Origin of the sequence: Anaeromyxobacter dehalogenans 2CP-1, from assembly GCF_000022145.1 — a bacterium.
GTDB classification, from domain to species: domain Bacteria; phylum Myxococcota; class Myxococcia; order Myxococcales; family Anaeromyxobacteraceae; genus Anaeromyxobacter; species Anaeromyxobacter dehalogenans.
This window is the reverse complement of the sequence record NC_011891.1, coordinates 3,386,637-3,403,748: the sequence shown is the minus strand read 5'-3', so window position 1 is coordinate 3,403,748 and position 17,112 is coordinate 3,386,637. Positions and strand designations below refer to the sequence as shown.

The 17,112-nt window shown below is 72.8% G+C and carries 23 protein-coding genes; 8 read left to right on the top strand and 15 right to left on the bottom strand.

The window, feature by feature from the left end; genetic code table 11:
* Nucleotides 1-32 precede the first annotated feature (32 nt).
* Both A2CP1_RS15525 and A2CP1_RS15520 read right to left on the bottom strand, forming a co-directional pair.
* A complete protein-coding gene (locus tag A2CP1_RS15525) occupies nucleotides 33-620 on the bottom strand; it encodes an anti-sigma factor family protein (RefSeq protein ID WP_012634141.1) in 588 nt (195 codons plus the stop codon).
* A complete protein-coding gene (locus tag A2CP1_RS15520; protein WP_012634140.1) occupies nucleotides 617-1,186 on the bottom strand; it encodes an RNA polymerase sigma factor in 570 nt (189 codons plus the stop codon). The genes A2CP1_RS15525 and A2CP1_RS15520 overlap by 4 nt, the downstream gene beginning before the upstream one ends.
* 138 nt (nucleotides 1,187-1,324) lie before the next feature.
* Here A2CP1_RS15520 and A2CP1_RS15515 point away from each other — a divergent pair, with 138 nt between their 5' ends.
* Nucleotides 1,325-2,071, top strand: coding sequence for an MBL fold metallo-hydrolase (locus A2CP1_RS15515; protein WP_012634139.1), 747 nt, complete (start codon nucleotides 1,325-1,327; stop codon nucleotides 2,069-2,071).
* Between the two features lie 117 nt (nucleotides 2,072-2,188).
* On the opposite strand, the gene A2CP1_RS15510 is transcribed toward A2CP1_RS15515, so the two are convergent.
* Nucleotides 2,189-2,614 carry a VOC family protein gene (locus A2CP1_RS15510; RefSeq protein WP_012634138.1) on the bottom strand — a complete coding sequence of 142 codons (426 nt, stop codon included), beginning with the start codon at nucleotides 2,612-2,614 and terminating at the stop codon, nucleotides 2,189-2,191.
* Between the two features lie 229 nt (nucleotides 2,615-2,843).
* Between A2CP1_RS15510 and A2CP1_RS15505 the strand changes: the two genes are divergently transcribed.
* Complete coding sequence (locus A2CP1_RS15505; RefSeq protein ID WP_012634137.1) at nucleotides 2,844-3,995, top strand: NAD(P)/FAD-dependent oxidoreductase; 1,152 nt, start codon at nucleotides 2,844-2,846, stop codon at nucleotides 3,993-3,995.
* A 169-nt stretch (nucleotides 3,996-4,164) separates the two neighbouring features.
* Nucleotides 4,165-4,830 carry a class I SAM-dependent methyltransferase gene (locus tag A2CP1_RS15500; RefSeq protein ID WP_012634136.1) on the top strand — a complete coding sequence of 222 codons (666 nt, stop codon included), beginning with the start codon at nucleotides 4,165-4,167 and terminating at the stop codon, nucleotides 4,828-4,830.
* Here A2CP1_RS15500 and A2CP1_RS15495 read toward each other — a convergent pair.
* Together A2CP1_RS15495 and A2CP1_RS15490 are read right to left on the bottom strand one after the other, a co-directional pair.
* Nucleotides 4,823-6,004 (bottom strand): alpha/beta hydrolase, encoded by a 1,182-nt coding sequence (locus A2CP1_RS15495; RefSeq protein WP_245529797.1) that lies wholly within the window; start codon nucleotides 6,002-6,004, stop codon nucleotides 4,823-4,825. The two genes, A2CP1_RS15500 and A2CP1_RS15495, sit on opposite strands and share 8 nt — an antisense overlap.
* A 105-nt stretch (nucleotides 6,005-6,109) precedes the next feature.
* Nucleotides 6,110-6,520, bottom strand: coding sequence for a RidA family protein (locus tag A2CP1_RS15490; RefSeq protein ID WP_012634134.1), 411 nt, complete (start codon nucleotides 6,518-6,520; stop codon nucleotides 6,110-6,112).
* A 117-nt stretch (nucleotides 6,521-6,637) separates the two neighbouring features.
* On the opposite strand from A2CP1_RS15490, the gene A2CP1_RS15485 reads away from it, so the two are divergent.
* Nucleotides 6,638-7,264 (top strand): TetR/AcrR family transcriptional regulator, encoded by a 627-nt coding sequence (locus A2CP1_RS15485; RefSeq protein WP_012634133.1) that lies wholly within the window; start codon nucleotides 6,638-6,640, stop codon nucleotides 7,262-7,264.
* A gap of 100 nt (nucleotides 7,265-7,364) precedes the next feature.
* Here the strand turns inward: A2CP1_RS15485 and A2CP1_RS15480 are convergent, their stop codons facing one another.
* The 6 genes from A2CP1_RS15480 to A2CP1_RS15455 all read right to left on the bottom strand — a co-directional run bounded on the left by A2CP1_RS15480 (nucleotide 7,365) and on the right by A2CP1_RS15455 (nucleotide 10,779).
* A complete protein-coding gene (locus A2CP1_RS15480; protein WP_012634132.1) occupies nucleotides 7,365-7,697 on the bottom strand; it encodes a sigma factor in 333 nt (110 codons plus the stop codon).
* Between the two features lie 15 nt (nucleotides 7,698-7,712).
* Entirely contained in the window at nucleotides 7,713-8,189 is a 477-nt protein-coding gene (locus A2CP1_RS15475) for a DUF6223 family protein (protein ID WP_012634131.1), read from the bottom strand.
* Nucleotides 8,190-8,292: 103 nt separating this feature from the next.
* A complete protein-coding gene (gene infA / locus A2CP1_RS15470; protein ID WP_012634130.1) occupies nucleotides 8,293-8,511 on the bottom strand; it encodes a translation initiation factor IF-1 in 219 nt (72 codons plus the stop codon).
* A 342-nt stretch (nucleotides 8,512-8,853) separates the two neighbouring features.
* Entirely contained in the window at nucleotides 8,854-9,132 is a 279-nt protein-coding gene (locus tag A2CP1_RS15465) for a hypothetical protein (protein WP_012526964.1), read from the bottom strand.
* Nucleotides 9,133-9,247: 115 nt separating this feature from the next.
* Complete coding sequence (locus tag A2CP1_RS15460; RefSeq protein ID WP_012634129.1) at nucleotides 9,248-9,853, bottom strand: hypothetical protein; 606 nt, start codon at nucleotides 9,851-9,853, stop codon at nucleotides 9,248-9,250.
* A gap of 410 nt (nucleotides 9,854-10,263) precedes the next feature.
* Nucleotides 10,264-10,779, bottom strand: coding sequence for a hypothetical protein (locus A2CP1_RS15455; RefSeq protein WP_012634128.1), 516 nt, complete (start codon nucleotides 10,777-10,779; stop codon nucleotides 10,264-10,266).
* A gap of 194 nt (nucleotides 10,780-10,973) precedes the next feature.
* Between A2CP1_RS15455 and A2CP1_RS15450 the strand changes: the two genes are divergently transcribed.
* Entirely contained in the window at nucleotides 10,974-11,663 is a 690-nt protein-coding gene (locus A2CP1_RS15450) for a TetR/AcrR family transcriptional regulator (protein WP_012634127.1), read from the top strand.
* Entirely contained in the window at nucleotides 11,641-12,300 is a 660-nt protein-coding gene (locus A2CP1_RS15445; protein WP_012634126.1) for a YdeI/OmpD-associated family protein, read from the top strand. Before A2CP1_RS15450 ends, A2CP1_RS15445 begins: the two co-directional genes overlap by 23 nt.
* A gap of 48 nt (nucleotides 12,301-12,348) precedes the next feature.
* On the opposite strand, the gene A2CP1_RS23295 is transcribed toward A2CP1_RS15445, so the two are convergent.
* Entirely contained in the window at nucleotides 12,349-12,621 is a 273-nt protein-coding gene (locus A2CP1_RS23295; protein WP_150106352.1) for a hypothetical protein, read from the bottom strand.
* A gap of 651 nt (nucleotides 12,622-13,272) precedes the next feature.
* On the opposite strand from A2CP1_RS23295, the gene A2CP1_RS15440 reads away from it, so the two are divergent.
* Nucleotides 13,273-14,352, top strand: coding sequence for a medium chain dehydrogenase/reductase family protein (locus A2CP1_RS15440; RefSeq protein WP_041450529.1), 1,080 nt, complete (start codon nucleotides 13,273-13,275; stop codon nucleotides 14,350-14,352).
* A gap of 180 nt (nucleotides 14,353-14,532) precedes the next feature.
* Here A2CP1_RS15440 and A2CP1_RS15435 read toward each other — a convergent pair whose 3' ends face one another.
* Entirely contained in the window at nucleotides 14,533-15,135 is a 603-nt protein-coding gene (locus tag A2CP1_RS15435; RefSeq protein WP_081444551.1) for a TetR/AcrR family transcriptional regulator, read from the bottom strand.
* An 85-nt stretch (nucleotides 15,136-15,220) separates the two neighbouring features.
* On the opposite strand from A2CP1_RS15435, the gene A2CP1_RS15430 reads away from it, so the two are divergent.
* Nucleotides 15,221-15,937, top strand: coding sequence for an SDR family oxidoreductase (locus A2CP1_RS15430; protein ID WP_012634123.1), 717 nt, complete (start codon nucleotides 15,221-15,223; stop codon nucleotides 15,935-15,937).
* Between the two features lie 109 nt (nucleotides 15,938-16,046).
* On the opposite strand, the gene A2CP1_RS15425 is transcribed toward A2CP1_RS15430, so the two are convergent.
* On the bottom strand, nucleotides 16,047-16,448 hold the full coding sequence (locus tag A2CP1_RS15425; protein ID WP_012634122.1) for a type II toxin-antitoxin system death-on-curing family toxin: 402 nt from the start codon (nucleotides 16,446-16,448) through the stop codon (nucleotides 16,047-16,049).
* On the bottom strand, nucleotides 16,445-16,669 hold the full coding sequence (locus A2CP1_RS15420) for an AbrB/MazE/SpoVT family DNA-binding domain-containing protein (protein ID WP_012634121.1): 225 nt from the start codon (nucleotides 16,667-16,669) through the stop codon (nucleotides 16,445-16,447). Before A2CP1_RS15420 ends, A2CP1_RS15425 begins: the two co-directional genes overlap by 4 nt.
* Nucleotides 16,670-17,112 lie beyond the last annotated feature (443 nt).

The following is a 17,112-nucleotide window of genomic DNA, read 5'->3' as shown; positions in this document are numbered from 1 at the left end:
GCCGCCGTACCGCCGGGGTGGACCGGCGCCGCTCAGCGCGGCGACGAGGGGCCGGTCCAGGGCTCGTGGGCGAGCCCGTACTCGCCCACCACCGCCTCGCCCTCCGCGGACACGCGGATCAGCCGGAACGACACGCGCGTGGCGGAGCGCCGCCGCTCGAGCGCCGCCACCGAGAGCCAGACGAGCGTGCCGGTGGTCCGGTCGAGCGGCACGTCCTCGACCCGGATCGGCGGGTCGTCGCCGGCGCGGGCCAGCACGTCGAACCGCGCGCCCTCGGCGCCGCCGAGGGCGCGCACGTCCAGCACGGCCGCCATGACCTCGTCGTCCGGCCAGACGGCGCAGGGGACCACCTGGCCCGCGGCGATGGGGTACCGGTGCACGCGCAGCCCGTCGCGCTCGAGCCGGTCGAGCACCGCCGCGGTGGTGGGCCCCGGCACGGCGCCGGCCCGCGCCAGCGCGGCGACGCCGCCCGCCAGGTCGGCGAGCCGTCCCGCCCGGCCGGCGCACGCCTCGCAGGCGAGCAGGTGTTCCTCGATCGCGTCCCGGTCCGCGGGCGCGAGGTCGCCGGCCCACCAGTCCGCGAGGTCGTCCCAGCTCGGGCAGCGAGGTCCGGGGCTCATCCGGCGGCCTCCTCCAGGCCGAGGCAGGTGCGCAGGCGGCGCAGCGCGCGGTGGCGCAGGACGCGGACGTGACCCGCGCTGAGCGCGTGGTCGCGCGAGATCGCCTCGGCGGGCTGCTCCGCGTAGAACGTCGCGACCACGACGGCCCGCTCCCGGGCGGCGAGCGCCTGGAGGCAGCGCGCGAGGCGATCGCGCGGGAGCGGGTCGGCCGGCGGGTCGTGCGGCGCGGGGAGGGGCTCGGCGGCGAGGAGCGCCTCGCGGCGGCGCTCGCTCCGGACGGCGCTCCCGGCGAGCTGGCGGCAGGTCGAGAGCACGAACGACGCGAGGTGGTCCGGCTCGCGCACCGCGCCGGCGCGGAGGCGCGCGATCACCGCCAGGAGCACGTCCTGCGCCAGGTCGGCCGCGGCGGCGTCGTCGCGCAGGTGACGGAGGCCGTACAGGTGGATCCGCGGGCGGAAGCGCCGGCACAGCGCCTCCTCGGCCGCACGATCCCCGCAGGCGGCGCGCCGCGCCAGCGCTCCGTCCGCCGCATCGGCCGGCGCTTCCACCGTCCCTGCCCAGCGCATGGAGCAGCGCATAACCGCGCGGTGCCCGGTGCGCCCCCGCCGCCCCTTCAGAGGCGGCGTAACGGCGGACGCGGCCGCGCCACCTCCGAGAGGTGAAGGCGCCCGGCTCTCGCGGGCGCATCGAGAGAGGGACCCCACATGATCACGAACACCGGCTCCGGAACGCGCGTCGACGAGGTCGCCGCCGGCATCTTCCGCATCTCCACCCCGATCCCGCCGGCCGCCATGCCGGGCGGCTTCAGCTTCAACCAGTACCTCGTGGTCGACGAGCAGCCGCTCCTGTTCCACACCGGGCCGAGGCGGCTGTTCCCGCTGGTGCGCGAGGCGGTCGCCGCGGTGGCGCCGGTCGAGGGGCTCCGCTGGATCGGCTTCTCGCACTACGAGGCGGACGAGTGCGGGTCGCTGAACGAGTGGCTGGCGGCCGCGCCGCAGGCGGCGCCGCTGTGCGGGCAGATCGCCGCGATGGTCTCCATCGCCGACGTCGCCGATCGGCCGCCCCGGCCGCTGGCCGACGGCGAGGCGCTCCGGCTCGGGAGCCACGAGGTGACCTGGATCGACACGCCGCACCTCCCGCACGGCTGGGAGTGCGGGTACCTGTTCGAGCGGAGCACCGGGACGCTCCTGTGCGGGGACCTCTTCACGCAGCCCGGCCGCGCCGACGGACCCGCCGTGACCACCGGCGACATCCTCGCGCCGAGCGAGGCGCTCCGGCGCGGGCTCGACTACTTCAGCGGGACGCGCCACCTTGCGCCGCTCATCGAGAAGCTCGCAGCGCGCCGGCCCACGAGGCTCGCGTGCATGCACGGGCAGGCGTGGGAGGGCGACGGCGCGGCGCTGCTCCGAGCGCTCGGCGACGCGCTGGGATCCTCGGCCGCCTCGCCCTGACGGGCCGCGGCCGCGCTGGTTGCACCGGCGACCGCGTCGCACGCCGCCGCCGCGAGCCGCACCCTCCCGCTCGGCGGCGCGGGTCGCGGCCGTCCCGATGCGGGCGAGGTCGTCACGTCAGGGCCGTGCGCCCGCCGGCGACGGGGCGGGCTCGAAGAGCTCGATGGGGTTTCCGTCCGGGTCCTCGATCTGGACCTGTCGGCCGCCAGGGCCCGTCTCCACCTCGTTGCGGAAGCGAACTCCGGCGTGCTTCAGCGCGACGATGAGCCCGGGGAGATCGTGGACCCTCAGCACCACGCGGTTCCAGCCGCCCGGCTCCTGCCGTCGACCATCGGGCATGGGCCGCGACCCGGATGCACCCGGGCCGCTGAGCAGGATGCTCACCTCGCCGAGCGAGACGTTGGCGAACGCGGGGAGCTGCTGGTGCTGCAGCTCGAACCCGAGCTGTCGCGTGTAGAACGCCACCGAGCGAGCGACGTCGCTCACCTGGTAGCGAACGCCGTGAACGCCCTGCACGAACGGGGTCGTGGCGGTGTGGGCCATGCGCGCCTCCTTGCTCGCCCGGATGTCTGATGCCGCCGCCCGGCTCGCGCAACGCGAAGCGACCCGCGTGCCACCCCCGCTGGACGACCAGCGGACCGACCGCCGATCCGGTCCGCGCGCCACCATGAGCTCGCCCGCGGGACCGCGCCCTCGCGGCACGGGAGGGGCGGAGCCAAGGACCACTTGCGACCCGGGAGCGCGCCCGGCATCTCAGCGCGCGGAGGTCGTCATGAACGAACGCGTCCTGGTCCTGGGCGGCGGCGTCGGCGGCAACGTCGTCGCGGCCGAGCTGCGCCGGCTGCTCCCACCGGAGCACCGGATCACCGTGGTCGAGCGCTCGGATACCTTCGTGCTCGGGGCCTCGCTCCTGCGGCTCATCGTCGGCGAGGCCCGCCCCGAGGACGTCACGCGAGCCATCGCCGGGCTGTCGCGCCAGGGCATCGAGGTGGTGATCGGGGAGGTGGAGCGGATCGACCCCGAGGCACGGCGCGTGACCGTCGGAGCGCGGCAGCTCGAGGCGGACCACCTCGTCGTCGCGCTGGGCGCCGACCTGGACGCGGCGGCGATCGCCGGGCTGGTGGAGGCGGGACACTCGTTCTACGCGCTCGAGGGCGCGGTCGCGCTGCGGGACGCGCTCGCCCGCTTCGACGGGGGCCGGATCGTCGTCCTCACCGCCGCCCCGGCCTACAAGTGCCCGGCCGCGCCCTACGAGGCGGCGATGCTGATCGAGGGGAGCCTCCGGCGCAGGGGCGTCCGCGGCCGGTCCAGCATCGACCTGTACGCCGCGGAGCCGGCGCCGATGGGGGTGGCCGGTCCGGCGGTGTCGGCCGCGGTGCGCGGGCTGCTCGGAGCCAAGGGCATCGCCTACCACCCGGAGCACCAGGTCGTACGCGCGGACGCTTCGGCGCGCCGCCTGCATTTCTCGAGCGGAGCATCGACCGACTACGACCTGCTCGCATTCGTCGCGCCGCACCGCGCCCCTCGCGCCGTGCGGGAGGCGGGCCTCACCGGCGAGAGCGGATGGATCCCGGTCGATCGCGCGACGCTCCGCACCCGCTTCGAGCGCGTGTGGGCCATCGGCGACGTCACCGGGATCCCGCTGAAGATGGGGAAGCCGCTCCCGAAGGCCGCGACGTTCGCTCGCGGGGAGGCGGAGGTCGTGGCCCGCGCGATCGCGTCCGAGGTGACCGGCGGCGAGCCCGCCGGCGCCTACGCGGGCATGGGCGAGTGCTGGGTCGAGACCGGCGGCGGCATGGCCGCGTTCGGCCACGGTGACTTCTTCGCCGAGCCGACGCCGGCCGTCTCGCTGGAGCCGCCGGGTGTCGAGGCCCACCGCGCGAAGGAGGCGTGGGAGCGGGAGTGGCTGGGGCGGTGGGGGTGATTCCCGTGACCGGCCGCCTCGCTGCGGCTGCCCGCGCTCGCGGGGAGGGCGGCGAGGAAGCGGCCTTCGCTCGCGCCCTGGCGCGAGATCAGGCTTCGGTCAGGACGTGACCGGGACCGCCCCGTACCTTCTCGCGCGTGACGCCGACGTGCGCACGAGGAGGACGGCCATGTACCCTTACCTGACGGACACGACGAGCGCGGGAGAGGTCCTCGACCACCCGGTCCGCGCCCGGATGAACGCGTGGATCTTCCGCGCGCTGGATGGCTACGCGCATCGCAAGTACCAGCGCGTGAAGCGCGAGCTGTTCGGAGGGCTGCCGCGAACGATCGTCGAGATCGGGGCGGGCAGCGGCGCCAGCTTCCGCTACCTGGCGCCGGGGACGCACGTGATCGCGATCGAGCCCAACGTGCACATGCACGCGAGCCTGCGCGCGGCAGCCGCCCGGTGCCAGCTCACGGTCGACGTGCGCGCGGGCGCGGGGGAGCGCCTGCCCCTGCCGGACCGGAGCGTCGACGCGGTGATCTCGAGCCTGGTCCTCTGCACGGTCTCCGATCCGGCGCGCGTGCTGGCGGAGATCCGGCGAGTGCTCCGTCCCGATGGCCGCTTCTGGTGCGTCGAGCACGTCGCGGCGCCGGTGGGGAGCCGGGTCGCGCGCCTGCAGCAGGTCGTGGAGCGTCCGTGGAGGTGGCTCTTCGAGGGCTGCGACACCCACCGCGACGTCGCCGGGCTCCTGCGTGCAGCCGGGTTCGCCGCCGTCGAGATCACGCCGTTCACGCTGCGCACGGCGCTCCTGCCGATCCGCTCGCAGATCGCCGCGGTCGCGGTCAGGTGAGCGCGGGCCGGGGCCGGGCGGCCGCCCGCGCGAGGAGCGCCAGGAGCTCGCGCTCGAGGGTCGGCCGGCCGCCGAACAGGAACGCGTGGTCCTCGCCGGGGACCTCGACGAGGCGTGCGCCGGGGATCTCCGCGGCGAGCGCGCGCCCGTTCCCGACGCGGACGACGTGGTCGCCGGTCGCGTGCAGCACGACGGCGGGCGCTCGCACCCGCGCCAGCAGCGGCCGGACGTCGATCCCGAGGTTCATCTCCAGGAGCTCGAGCGCCGCGCCGGGGCTCGCGCCCTCCTGCTCGGCCCGGGCGGCCCAGACGCGGAGCGGCGCCGAGAGGTGGCGGGCGGGAACGATCGCCTGCAGCGTCGCGCCGGCGCCCCAGCCCCGCGCGATGTACGCGCGCAGCGACGCGATCTCGGCCCCGCTCCAGCCGGCAGGGTGGTCCGGCGCGGCCGACATGCGGGCGAAGGCGCCGACGAGGGCGAGGCCGCGCACGCGGAGCGGACGGGTCACGGCGAACGTGAGCGCCAGCGGGCCACCCTCGGAGAACCCGACGAGCACGGCGCCCGGGGACCGCACCGCGTCGAGGACCGCCTCGAGGTCCTCGACCCGCTGCGGCAGCTCCGGCAACGCCTTCACGCGGTCGCTCGCACCCGTCCCGCGCTTGTCGAACAGGATCACGCGGGCGCGCGCGGAGAGCGCCCGGACGAGCTCGGACGCTCCCCGCAGCTCGAGGGCGGCGCGCATGCCCAGCGACCACCCGAGCACCAGGACCACGTCGAGTGGACCGTGTCCGGCGGTGCGGTACGCCACGTGGACGTCGCCGGAGCGGACGTAGGCAGGGCGCGCCTCCGCCGCCGTGTCGGCCGGGTCCGGCTCGGTCTCCACGACCTCGCCCACGAACCGGTATCCCTGCCGCGCGTGCGTGCGCAGCAGGCCGCGATCCGCCGGGCGGAGCGCGCGGCGCGCGAGGCTCACCGCGCGCTGCAGCGACGCGTCGGTGACGATCGCGTCCGGCCAGAGCTCCCGCAGCAGCTCGTCCTTCACGACCAGGCGATGCCGGTTGCGGACGAGGTAGGTGAGCACCTCGAAGACCTGCGGCTGGAGCGCCCTCGGCTCCCCGGCGACGCGCAGCTCGCGCCGCGCCGGGTCGAGCTCGTACGCTCCGAACCGCCAGGTCATGCGCCCCATGTAGCGCGCGAAGCGCGCTCGCCGCCCGCGCAGGACCCGCCAGGGCGGCGAGCGGGCGGGCGATCGGACGGGACCGAGCCGATCCGAGGCGGCGGCTCAGCTCGGCAGCCGGACCGTCAGCTCCAGCTCCACCTGCAGATCGGGTCCGGCCAGCGCCGCCACGCCGACCCCGGTGATGCACGGGCGGGCGCCGTCGAACAGCTCGAGCAGGGGAGGGAACATGGCGTGGAGCCGGTCGGGCGTGAGGTCGGTCACGAAGCAGCGGGCCATGACGATGTCGTGCGGGGTCGCGCCCAGCGCGTCGAGCGCGGCGCGGGCGTTTGCGGCCACGATGCGCGTCTGCTCGACGAGGTCGGCGGGCGGGGCCTCGCCTCCCGGACGCCACGCTACCTGGCCCGACACGTACGCCATGCGGCTGCCGGGCTCGACCACGGAGATCTGCGAGTAGCCTGCAGCCCCGGCGTCGGGCAGGGAGGGCGGGTTCAGGCGAGCGATGGGAGAGGTCATGAGATCACGAATCCTGTAGAGTAGTGGAAGTCGCTGCGGAGCAGTCAGGCGGACTCTACATACGTAGAGGATCACCACGTGTCAACGCGTCCCGGCGATCGAACCCGAGGGAGGGCCATGAGCTCGGCCGACAGGAAGAAGGCCCGCGCGCCCCGCGCCCCGAAGGACGCCGCCACGGCGGACCGGTCCGACCGGCGCGTCGTGATCCTGGAGGCGGTGCTGGAGCTGCTCGCGACGCGGGGGCTCGAGGGCGTGACCCACCGCGCGGCGGACGACGCCGCCGGGCTGCCCCAGGGCTCGACGACCTACTACTTCCCGAAGAAGAGCGCGCTGCTCGTCGCGGCCGCCGACCACCTCGCCGCCCTGCTGGAGAAGGAGTGCGACGAGCTGCAGGTCGGGTTCGCCGAGCGCGCCGCTCGGCAGGGCCTGGACGCCGCCATCGCCTACGTGGCCGACGAGCTCGCGGCGTACGCCGACGACACGCGCCACCTGTTCCTGGCCCGCGTCGAGCTGACCATGGCCGCGGCGCGGCGCGAGGACCTGGCCGGCGTCGGCGAGCGCCTCACCGCCGCGGCGCGCCGGCCCATCGCGTTCTTCGTGAAGCTCATCTCGCACGGGCGCGCCGACGCGCCCATCGAGACGTGCGCCGGCCTCATCGACGGCATCACGCTCATGTACGCCATCGGCCAGGGGCCGAGGCCCACGACCGAGCAGGTCTCGGCCGTGCTTCGCGCCGTGCTGTGAGCGCCCGGACCTCGGGCTCAGCGCGCCGCCACGGACAGGTGCCGCACTTTGTCTGGATTGCGCACCACGCAGCGCTCGAGCGGTGACAGCCGGTCCAGGGTCAAGAGCAGCGCGTAGGACAGGTCCTCGGCGAGCTCGGTGTGCGCGTCCGGCCGGAGCGGGCCGTGTCGAGCACCGGCTCCGGCAGCCACGGGCCGACGTACTCCTCGTGCCGCGCGCGCGCCGAGCTCAGCATGTCGAGGCAGATCCGCGTCGTCGTTCTCAGGAGGAACGCTCCCGCGTCCGCCACCCCACCGCGGTCGGCTCCGTGCCAGCGCGCGTAGGTCTCCTGCACCGCGTCGTGGGCGTCGGCCATCGAACCGAGCATGCGGTACGCCAGGCCGAGCAGCCGCCCGCGATGTGGCTCGATGCTCTCGGCAGGGCTCGAGGTCATGGGCAGAAGCTCAGGTCATTCCGGGCGGGCGGACGCGGTGCGGCGGGACCGGACCCGCGCGAGCGCGCCCAGCGCGGTGGCGATCATCCCCACCACCACTGCGACGACCCCTCCGGCGAGCCCCTGGCCTGTACCGAGGCCACCCTTTGCGGTGGCCACCACCTGCCCGCCGATGATCGCCGCAAGCGGCCCCATCACCAGCGCCAGCGCGGCCCCGCGGCGGCGCTCGCGACCGACGGATCGAGCGGCGCGGGAGAGGGCCAGCCCTCCGCCAACCGCGCCGATGAGTCCCACCAGGACGCCCACCTGAGCGGTGATCCGCTGGGGCGTCAGCGTATACGCGGCGACCGGGCCCGGCGGGTCCGACACCTGCGCGGCTGCCGCTGCCGGTGCTGCGAGCGCGACGATCGCAACGAGCGCTGCGGCGGCAGCCAGCTCCGTGAGTCCAGACAGCAGCCCTGCGCAACGCTCCCGCACTCCCGATCCGAACATGTCTCCTCCTCGCAGCGCGAAGGACGGGACAGGGCTTCGGGATGTGACATGCGGCGAGGGCTACGCCCCCGCAGGTCGCTCCGGGGGCGGCGCGCCGGCGGCGCTACTTGTCGCGGTAGGTGATGCGCCCGCGCGTCAGGTCGTACGGCGACAGCTCCACCTTCACGCGATCGCCCGTGATGATGCGGATGTGGAACCGCTTCATCTTGCCGGACGGGTAGGCCAGGACGACCGGCCCCTGGTCGAGCTTCACGCGGTACATGCCGCCGCTCGACTCCTCGACGCGCCCCTGAACCTCGATGCCAGCTTCCTTCTCGCTCAAACGCTCTCCAGTCGGTGAACCCGGATGTAAAAGAAACCCGCCTCGCGGCGGGAGTTCCCGGGGTGTGGCGGCGCCCCGGCCCGGACCGGGCTCCTGGCGCTGCGTGGGCATCATATAGCCCATCCTGCAACAGGATGGCCACTCGCGATCGACCGTGCGAGCCACCGCTGCGTCTCCCGGTCCCGGGGACGGGGCTGCGGCGTTGACTACACGGGCCTACACGTCGCCCGTCCGCGGAGGGCAGCCTGGCCGTTGCCGGCGGAATGCCTGAAGTCCTGCTTTAGCGCGGCGGAACGCGGACGCTTGTACCCACCGGCGCCCCGGCGCGCGCCCACGGCGAAGCTACTTCTCGTCCGGGACGATCTCGAACCAGAACTTCTTGTGCGTGAGCTCCGGGGTCTCCCGGGTGACCTCGTTCGAGTCGTTCTTCATTCCCTTGAGCACCGCGTGAAGCTGCTCGGTCGGAAGGTGCTCCTGCAGGAAGATGAGGGCCTGCTTCTCGTCTCGCCACCCGTGGTCCCGCGGGTAGTGCTCCATCAGAAACTCTCGCAGATCCACCACCTTCAGCTTGCGGCGCTCGACGGTGGTCCACTCCTTCGTGAGTCCGAGCTGGATCTTCATGCTTCGCTCCTATCGTTGGACGGGCGCGACTTCCAGCGCCTCGAGCTGCGAGGGGAACAGGCGGAGCCATTGTGCCACGAGGGGGCCCGGCTGCAAGGCGCGCCATGCCGCGCGGCTAGCGGGGGCGCGGCGGTGCCAGCTTCGCCTTCTCCGAGGCGGGCACGGCAGCCAGGCAGGCGCGGCCCGCGGCCTGGACCCGGGCCTCCGTGGGCGCCGCCGCCGACGCCGCCAGCTCGCCGGCGAGGCACTCGCACATCGTCGCGGTGACCTGCAGCGCACGGCGCCGGACGGTCTCGGCATGCACCCAGCTCTCCATGCACTGACCGTACGTGGTGAGCCAGGTCGACCTGTTCTTCGCGCCCGGCGGCACGTAGTCCTCGGGGGTGGCGCGCCGGCCGGCGTTGATGGTCGACACGAACAGCGCGCACTGCGCCTCGGAGCGGAAGAAGAGGTGCACGCCGCCCTCGCCACAGTCCACGGCGAACCCGACCGAGGCCTCGGGACCGCTCCGGACCACGGTACAGGCCCTCCCGCGGCCCTGGCTCGCCCGCGCCCACCCGGCGCTCACATGGGCGAGGACGTCATCCAGGCTGTCCTCGGCCTGCTGGCACCCACCGTAGCGGGTGTCCGACACCTGGCGAGCGTACCAGTACGCGCGCGCGTCCAGCGGCATGGCGGAGAGGAGGAGCGCTGTAGCGAGGGCGACGGTCTGAGCGTGCACGCGAGGTGCTCCACGGTGGGTGAGGGGGAGGCCGTTCGCAGCGGACCATCTTGCCTCACGCGGAGCTCCGGAGGCCAGGCCCGAGGTGTCCTCGAAGTCGATGTGGAAGTGCTCGTCGTGCCGCACCCGGCTGTACGGCGATTCCTCACCAGGACCCTCGCCCCGCGATGCGGGAGACTCGCGCCAACATGCCGGAGCAGCCGGACCCCGTCACGGAGAGTCGAACGAGCGTCCGTGACGAGGCAGCTCGTTGCACGCACCCGGGGACGCAAGGCGCGGTAGGCGTCGGGTCGAGCCCGAGCGGATGATGCGACCGAGGCAAGGCGTGAAGAGCGCGCTGGCGTGGGTGGGATACTTCACCGTCGGTCGAGTTCCCGGCGAAGTCCTCGGGCCACCCCTGTCGCAGCCCCTCAGGTGTGCGCCAGGTAGCGGTCTTCCCCCGCGACACATTCGCTCCGAGCCTGCAGCAGCACCCGGAAGGCAAGGACGTGCGTGACCAGCAGGAGTGGCACGCCGAGCGTCGGCAGGAAGTACGCCGCCCCCAGTTGCCCCGGCACGAGCCCGGCGCGGGCGGCCTGGTAGAAGGCGTTCACGAGATCGGCCAGGCCCCAGACATTGAAGACCCACGCGATCACGACGCCTGGCGCGCGTGGCAGCAGTGACAGGGCGAGCACGGCGAGCGCCGCCGCCACGAGGTCCCCGTAGGCGGCGGGGTGCGCGAAGGCGGCCGGCAGGTCGGGCGAGACGACGCCGGGGACGAGGAAGGCCATCCCGAGAAAGCGGAAACCGTGCAGGGCGAGCAGCGGTCGCAACGCCTCGGCTCGCGACCGGTGCCGAAGCGCCGGCCAGATGTATCGGGTGCCGACCATGCTCCACGCGACGATGCTGAACGCGATGCTCGCGAAGAAGGCGATTCGTGACACCATGAGCGTCTCCTCAGGTCGATTCCAGATCCCGGACTCGAGCGCGACTCGTGGGTTCGATGTGCCGGGCAGCTCGGATATGGTACCGACCGGTACCAACGTCAAGGGCGGCGCGGGTCCCGGTTGTGGTACCAGGTGGTACCGCTCGCCGCGGAGGGATGATGGTACGCTTCGGTACCGCCCGAGGAGCGGCCCGCATGCGAGCGAAGCCGGCGCGAGACGACAGGCAGGGGGAGGCGGACGAGCCAGCGCTCCGCCGGCGAATCCTCGAGGCAGCCTTCACTGCGTTCGCCGAGCTCGGCTACTCCGGGACGAGCACGAGCGAGATCGCGACGCGCGCGCACGTGTCGAAGCGGGACCTCTACACGCACGTGGGCAACAAGCTCCAGCTGCTCATCGAGTGCATCCGCGATCGGTCGGCGCGATTCCCGGTTGCCGCCGAGCTTCCCGACTCGGCGGACCGGGAGATGCTCCAGGCCGCGCTCACGAGATTCGGCCAGCGGTTCCTCGCGGAGGTGACGGACGCGAACGTCGTCGAGACGTTCCGGCTGGCCATCGCCGAGGCGAACCGCGCACCCGAGATCGCCCGGGCCCTCGAGGAGCTCGGGCGAGAGAAGGTTCGCTCCGCCCTCCGCGGCGCGCTCACGAAGGCGCGTGACAGCGCACTCGTCGAGGGCGAGCCCGAGGAGATGATCCGGGAGTTCCTCGCGCTCCTCTGGGCAGACCTCGCCATCAGCTTGCTCCTCCGGACCGTGAAGACGCCCGGCGAACGCGAGATCGCGAGGCGCAGCGCCGCCGCCGCGAGGGCGCTGCTCGCCCTCCATCCGAGCCCGGTCGGCGGGCGCGCGCGTCGAAAAGGACGACATGCGAAGAATGAAGCCTCCTAGAGCGGGTTCGACCTCGCCCGGGTCGAAGGACAGCGATCCGGTCCTCGAGCTGCGAAGCGCGGCGGCATGGGATGCATGGCTCCGGGCAAACCACGATCGGTCTGCCGGCGTCCTCCTCCGCATCCCGAAGAAGGGGGCGAGCGACGGTACGCTCACGTACGCGGCAGCGCTCGAGGCCGCGCTGGCCTGGGGATGGATCGATGGCCAGAAGCGAGCGCTGGACGACGCGGCGTGGCTGCAGCGCTTCACGCGTCGCACCCGGCGGAGCCCGTGGTCCAAGATCAACCGCGCCAAGGCCGAGGCGCTGATCGCGAGCGGCCGGATGCAGGAGCCTGGGCTCGCCGAGGTCGACCGCGCCAGGCGCGACGGGCGATGGGAACGCGCCTACGATGGCGCAAGGACATCGGCCGTCCCCGCCGATCTCGCCGAGGCGCTCGATGCCAATCCTCGTGCTCGCGCCTTCTTCGAGGTCCTCGATGCCGCGAATCGCTACGCGATCCTCTACCGGGTCACGACAGCCAGGCGCCCCGAGACCCGCGCGAACCGGGTCGCGACGTTCGTGGCGATGTGCGCGGCACACCAGACGTTGCACCCCGCCAAGGCGAAGAGAGGGAAGGCGAAGCCCAGGTCCGCGTGAGGGCGAGCTTCTTCTTCGGCCCAGCCGGCGAGGCAACGCGGCCCGCGATCATGGTCGTGCAAGCCCGCAATTGACGCAACGGCGCGCCGAGAACTGGTGTTTTCGGATGCCGGGAAGCGCCAGCTCATACCGACGCACCATGAACCGCTCTCCGCATGACGGGCACCGGAACGACGCGAAGCGGGCGTCTGCCCACCACAGCGCCGCGAGCAAGCCGGCTCCGGCGATCATGAAACCAAGCGGTGATCCGACGAACCAAACGAGAGCGCCGCCCAGCAGCGCGGCCCCCGGGACATATCCCAGGAAGAGCCCGATCATCACCCAGCGTCGCCGACGGTAGTCCTGCCAGATGGGTGGAAGTGGTTCACGGGGCATGACTCATGGTACCTCACGGGCAGGACCTGCATCCTGAGTAGCATGGCGGTGCGTTGGCCGAGCCGCCGCCCGCGAGAACCACCGCAGTCGCGCCAGGAGCTGGGCCTCCCGTGGACGAATACGACGGCCTCGCCCGCGCTCCGCCTCGTTCGGAGAAGTCCTGCGTGGTGTTGAGCTTCGCGATGAGCACCGTCGTTGGCCCCTCCTGCCCCCAGGGTGCGCCCGACCGTCGGCTCACTCGGCTGACCGAGCGAGGCCTCGTGACGAGCGGGCGCGATTGCCGACTCCGGCGTTCGGGGTGACCCAACGGCGCTTCGTTTGCTCCGTTCCGGCGTGTGGCAGATCGGCGCAGAGTCCGTCACGAAGGCAGGCCCGGTTCCGGCCCGTCGATGTTCAGGGCCGCGCGCATCCTCCTGCGTCGCAGGCGGGCGACGACGAGGCGCCGCCTCGGGATCCATGGCAGCGCCTCGCTCGAGCTGAGCGCGCGCGCCCGGGACGGTGGCGTTCCGAGCGCTGGCGCGCAGCCGCTCCATCAGCGTCCCGCGGAACCGGTCGGCAGAGGAGGGCAGCTCCATGACACCACCGAGTCACGTCGCAGTGTCGTCGGAAACCGCGAGCCACCTCCGCGTCGTCGTCACGCATTACGGCGGGCCCGACGCGCTCGAGGTGGTCGAGGAACCGCGCCCCGAGCCGAAGGCTGGTGAGGCGCGGGTGAGGGTGCTGGCCGCAGGCGTCTCGTTGCCGGACGTCATGGCGCGTGAGGGAATTCATCCCGAGACGCCCGCGGTGCCGTTCACTCCCGGTTGGGATCTGGTCGGCGTGGTGGATCGGCTCGGCGCCGGCATCGCTGGCATCGAGCCAGGCCAGGTCGTCGCCGCGATGCCGATCCACGGCGCGTACGCGGGATGGGTCTGCCTGCCGCAGGAGGAGCTCGTTCCGGTGCCAGCGGGCGTGGACGCCGCCGAGGCCGTGTGCCTGGTGCTGAACTACATCACCGCGTACCAGATGATGCATCGCTCCGCGAAGGTCAGGCGGGGAGGGCGCGCGTTGATTCACGGTGCGGCAGGCGGGGTCGGCACGGCGCTCTTGCAGCTCGGGCGCCTCGCCGGGCTGGAGCTGTACGGGACCTGCTCGTCGCGAGGGGCGTCGGTCGTCACCGCGCTCGGCGGTACCCCCATCGACTATCAGCATCAGGACTTCGTGGAGGAGATCCACCGCCTCGCGGGCGACGGCGTGGACGTCGTGTTCGACCACATCGGCGGTGCTCACCTCTGGCATTCGCGCAAGGCGCTCCGACCCGGCGGGAAGGTGGTGGGCTATGGCCTCATCAGCTCGATTCGCGGGGAGGGGGCGCTGACCTCCAGTCGTCCAGGTCGTCGTCGGCGCTTTCGCGGAGCCGCGAGGTTCGCCCTGTACATCGCCGCCGGCTCGCTTCTCCCGGGCCGCAAGCGGGTGGTCCCGTACAGCATCCAGACATTGAAGCGGTTGAAGCCGGCATGGTTCCGGCACGACCTGATCACGCTGCTCGACCTCCTGCAGCAGCGGAAGATCGAGCCGATCATCGCGCAGCGATTCCCTCTGGCCGACGCACGGCGGGCGCAGGAACTCCTCGCCAACGGCGGCGTGACGGGCAAGATCGTGCTCGTCGGCGAAGGGGCTCGCTCGGAACCGTCGTGACGGCTCGCGATGGCCCATGAGCGCACCATCGAGAGCCCACGATGGGCACCGCTCTCGGCCGATCACGCGCTGGGGATCGAAGAGAATGGTGGGCGCTCCGAGGCGATGCGCGGAGGAGCAGCGTGACGACCGCGCGCGGCATCAGCGCCGACGCACCGGGGCGGCGCGTGCGCAGTGGGCTCACCTCGCCACCCGGGCCACCGCCCGCGCCAGGCCGCGGGCGAAGGCGCGGTCGAGCGGGGCGTGCCCTACGAGGAGCCGGTACCAGAGTGCCCCGAAGAGGACGTCCACCAGCAACTCAGGGTCGGTAGACCGGCCCAGCTCGCCGCGGCGACGCGCCCGGTCCAGCAGCCGCCGGGCGGCGTCGCGCCGACGCTCGATGAAGCGTGCGCGGAAGGCGCGGGCGAACCCGGGGTCGCGCTGCGCCTCGGCCATGAGCCCACGCAGCACCGGCGCGAGCCGCTGGTGCTCGATTGCGTCGAAGCTCGCCTCGAGGAACGCGCGGACGTCGGCCTCCAGGCTCGCCATATCGGACTCCAGGATCTCGGCCTCGGCCAGATCCGCGAGCGCCTCCAGGAGCACCTCCGCCTTGCCCCTCCACCAACGGTAAATGGTCTGCTTCCCGACGCCGGCCTGGGCGGCGATCGCCTCGACCGAGACGTCCGCCGGCGGCCGGGTGCGCGCGAGCTCCAGCGCCGCCGTCAGGATGGCCTGTCTGGCCGCGTCGCTGCGCGGGCGGCCACGGCGGGGCGCCACGGTGGCGGGGCGGGGCGGACGCGACAATCGCAGGGGAGCATATCGCTTGACGAGACGGCGTGTCTCGTTATTTCCATTACGGACCTCATCGTCTCGTAAGGGAGAACGGACCGTGGACCTGAAAGGCAAGCGGGCGCTGGTGGTGGGAGGGAGCTCGGGGATCGGCCTCGCGACGGCGCGGCTCCTGGCGGCGCGCGGGGCGCGGGTGACTGCGGCGGGCCGGGACCGGACGAAGGTCGCGGCCTTGGGAGAAGGGATCGAGGGCGCCGTGCTCGACGCCGCCTCGCCGGCCTCGCTCCAGGAGTACTTCATCGGCGCGCCCAGCATCGACCTGCTGGTGCTGGCACTCTCCGGGGGCAAGGGCGCGGGCTCCTTCCGCTCGCTCGACATCGGGGATCTGGCCGAGGGGCTCCACGCGAAGCTCCTGCCCCAGCTCCGCACCGCCCAGGCGGCGCTGCCGAGGCTCGCGCCGGAGGCGTCGATCACCTTCGTGTCCGCCGCTTCGGCGGGCGCGGCCATCCCCGGGACCGCGGGCCTGGCCGCCATCAACGCGGCGCTGGAGGCAGTGGTCCCGGTGCTGGCCGTCGAGCTCGCGCCCATCCGCGTGAACGCAGTTTCGCCGGGCCTGGTGGACACGCCCTGGTGGGATGCGAGTCCACCCGAGGTGAAGGCGGGCATGTTCGAGCAGGCCCGCAAGCGGTTCCCGGCCCGGCGCGTGGGGAGGCCGGAGGACCTGGCCGAGGTGATCGTCACGGTCGCGGCCAACCCGTACATGACGGGGACGGTCGTGACGTGCGACGGCGGCGGCCGGTGGGTCTCGGGCGCGTGAGGGGTGCTTTCTCGATGGGCTCTCAGAGCGCCCACTTCGGAACCCTGTGGGCGCTCGCGACAGCCCGTGGGCGCCCATCGAGAGCCCATGGCGCCCACAAGCCGACGCGTCAGGACCGAGCGACCTCAGCCGCCAGACTCCTGAACTCGGTGGCGAGGCCCGGCTTGTCCATCCGGCGCTCTGCGACCGCGATCATCGCGTCGTACAGCCTGCCAGCCGGATCGCTGATCGGGATGCCGTTCAGATCGAGGAACACGATGGCGGCAAGCAGCCCCGTCCGCTTGTTGCCATCGACGAAAGGCTGGTTCTGCGCGATGTGGAAGGCGTACGCCGCCGCCATCGCGAAGAGGTCCTCGTGCGCAAGCTCGCCGCCCGCAGAGGCACGCGGCATCGCGACAGCGGACTCGAGCAAGCCGACGTCGCGAATACCTAGGGCCCCTCCGTACGTCGCGAGCTGCTCCTCATGGATGAGCAACACGTCGTCCACGTCGAGGAAGACGGGGTCGGTCACTTCGCGAGCTTTCGCAGGGTTGCGTCGTGCGCAGCCATCGCGCGACGGACCGCCGTCTTCACCCTGGCCCGCCTGGCGCCTCGGATCGGCTCGATGATGAGCCGCTCGCCGTCCGTGCGCAGGTCGAGCTCGGTCTCCCGGTCGATGTCGAGGAGCTCGAGGATCGGTTTCTCGATCACGATGCCGAGGCTGTTGCCGATGGATGAGAGCTTCTTGCGCATGGAAGACTCCTTCGTTCTTACGAATGTATAACGATGAAGCCGGGCCTCGGCAAGGCAGCGGGCGCCGCTTGGAGACACGGGGAGGGCTCGAGGGCTGAGGACCCGGGTTGTGGGCCCGGGTTGTGGGCCCGAAGGTCCGAAAAGCGAAAAGCCCCGGAAAGTCCGGGGCATTTCAGTGGAGGCGCCGGGAATCGAATTCCGGTCCTTGGGCGCTCGATGGGCCCTCGGAGAGGACATTTTCGGGACAGGATGGGCGCTCGCGATGGCCCATGAGCGCCCATCGAGAGCCCACGGCGCCCACAAACTGTGGGGGCGGAGCCGGTCGCTGTCCCGCGCCACGCGATAACGGGAGACCGTGTCTCGCCGCCCGCGGCCCCCCCCCCGCCGTCCCATGCTGTCGGGGATCCAGGTATCAAGGCGCACGGGAGTTGGCGCGAGACGGG

What these genes read in the sequence shown, in the direction of transcription:
- A2CP1_RS15525 (WP_012634141.1), bottom strand. Translation starts at nt 620, where the DNA reads ATGAGCCCCGGACCTCGCTGCCCGAGCTGGGACGACCTCGCGGACTGG.
- A2CP1_RS15520 (WP_012634140.1), bottom strand. Translation starts at nt 1,186, where the DNA reads ATGCGCTGGGCAGGGACGGTGGAAGCGCCGGCCGATGCGGCGGACGGA.
- A2CP1_RS15515 (WP_012634139.1), top strand. Translation starts at nt 1,325, where the DNA reads ATGATCACGAACACCGGCTCCGGAACGCGCGTCGACGAGGTCGCCGCC.
- A2CP1_RS15510 (WP_012634138.1), bottom strand. Translation starts at nt 2,614, where the DNA reads ATGGCCCACACCGCCACGACCCCGTTCGTGCAGGGCGTTCACGGCGTT.
- A2CP1_RS15505 (WP_012634137.1), top strand. Translation starts at nt 2,844, where the DNA reads ATGAACGAACGCGTCCTGGTCCTGGGCGGCGGCGTCGGCGGCAACGTC.
- A2CP1_RS15500 (WP_012634136.1), top strand. Translation starts at nt 4,165, where the DNA reads ATGTACCCTTACCTGACGGACACGACGAGCGCGGGAGAGGTCCTCGAC.
- A2CP1_RS15495 (WP_245529797.1), bottom strand. Translation starts at nt 6,004, where the DNA reads ATGACCTGGCGGTTCGGAGCGTACGAGCTCGACCCGGCGCGGCGCGAG.
- A2CP1_RS15490 (WP_012634134.1), bottom strand. Translation starts at nt 6,520, where the DNA reads ATGACCTCTCCCATCGCTCGCCTGAACCCGCCCTCCCTGCCCGACGCC.
- A2CP1_RS15485 (WP_012634133.1), top strand. Translation starts at nt 6,638, where the DNA reads ATGAGCTCGGCCGACAGGAAGAAGGCCCGCGCGCCCCGCGCCCCGAAG.
- A2CP1_RS15480 (WP_012634132.1), bottom strand. Translation starts at nt 7,697, where the DNA reads ATGACCTCGAGCCCTGCCGAGAGCATCGAGCCACATCGCGGGCGGCTG.
- A2CP1_RS15475 (WP_012634131.1), bottom strand. Translation starts at nt 8,189, where the DNA reads ATGTTCGGATCGGGAGTGCGGGAGCGTTGCGCAGGGCTGCTGTCTGGA.
- A2CP1_RS15465 (WP_012526964.1), bottom strand. Translation starts at nt 9,132, where the DNA reads ATGAAGATCCAGCTCGGACTCACGAAGGAGTGGACCACCGTCGAGCGC.
- A2CP1_RS15455 (WP_012634128.1), bottom strand. Translation starts at nt 10,779, where the DNA reads ATGGTGTCACGAATCGCCTTCTTCGCGAGCATCGCGTTCAGCATCGTC.
- A2CP1_RS15450 (WP_012634127.1), top strand. Translation starts at nt 10,974, where the DNA reads ATGCGAGCGAAGCCGGCGCGAGACGACAGGCAGGGGGAGGCGGACGAG.
- A2CP1_RS15445 (WP_012634126.1), top strand. Translation starts at nt 11,641, where the DNA reads ATGCGAAGAATGAAGCCTCCTAGAGCGGGTTCGACCTCGCCCGGGTCG.
- A2CP1_RS15420 (WP_012634121.1), bottom strand. Translation starts at nt 16,669, where the DNA reads ATGCGCAAGAAGCTCTCATCCATCGGCAACAGCCTCGGCATCGTGATC.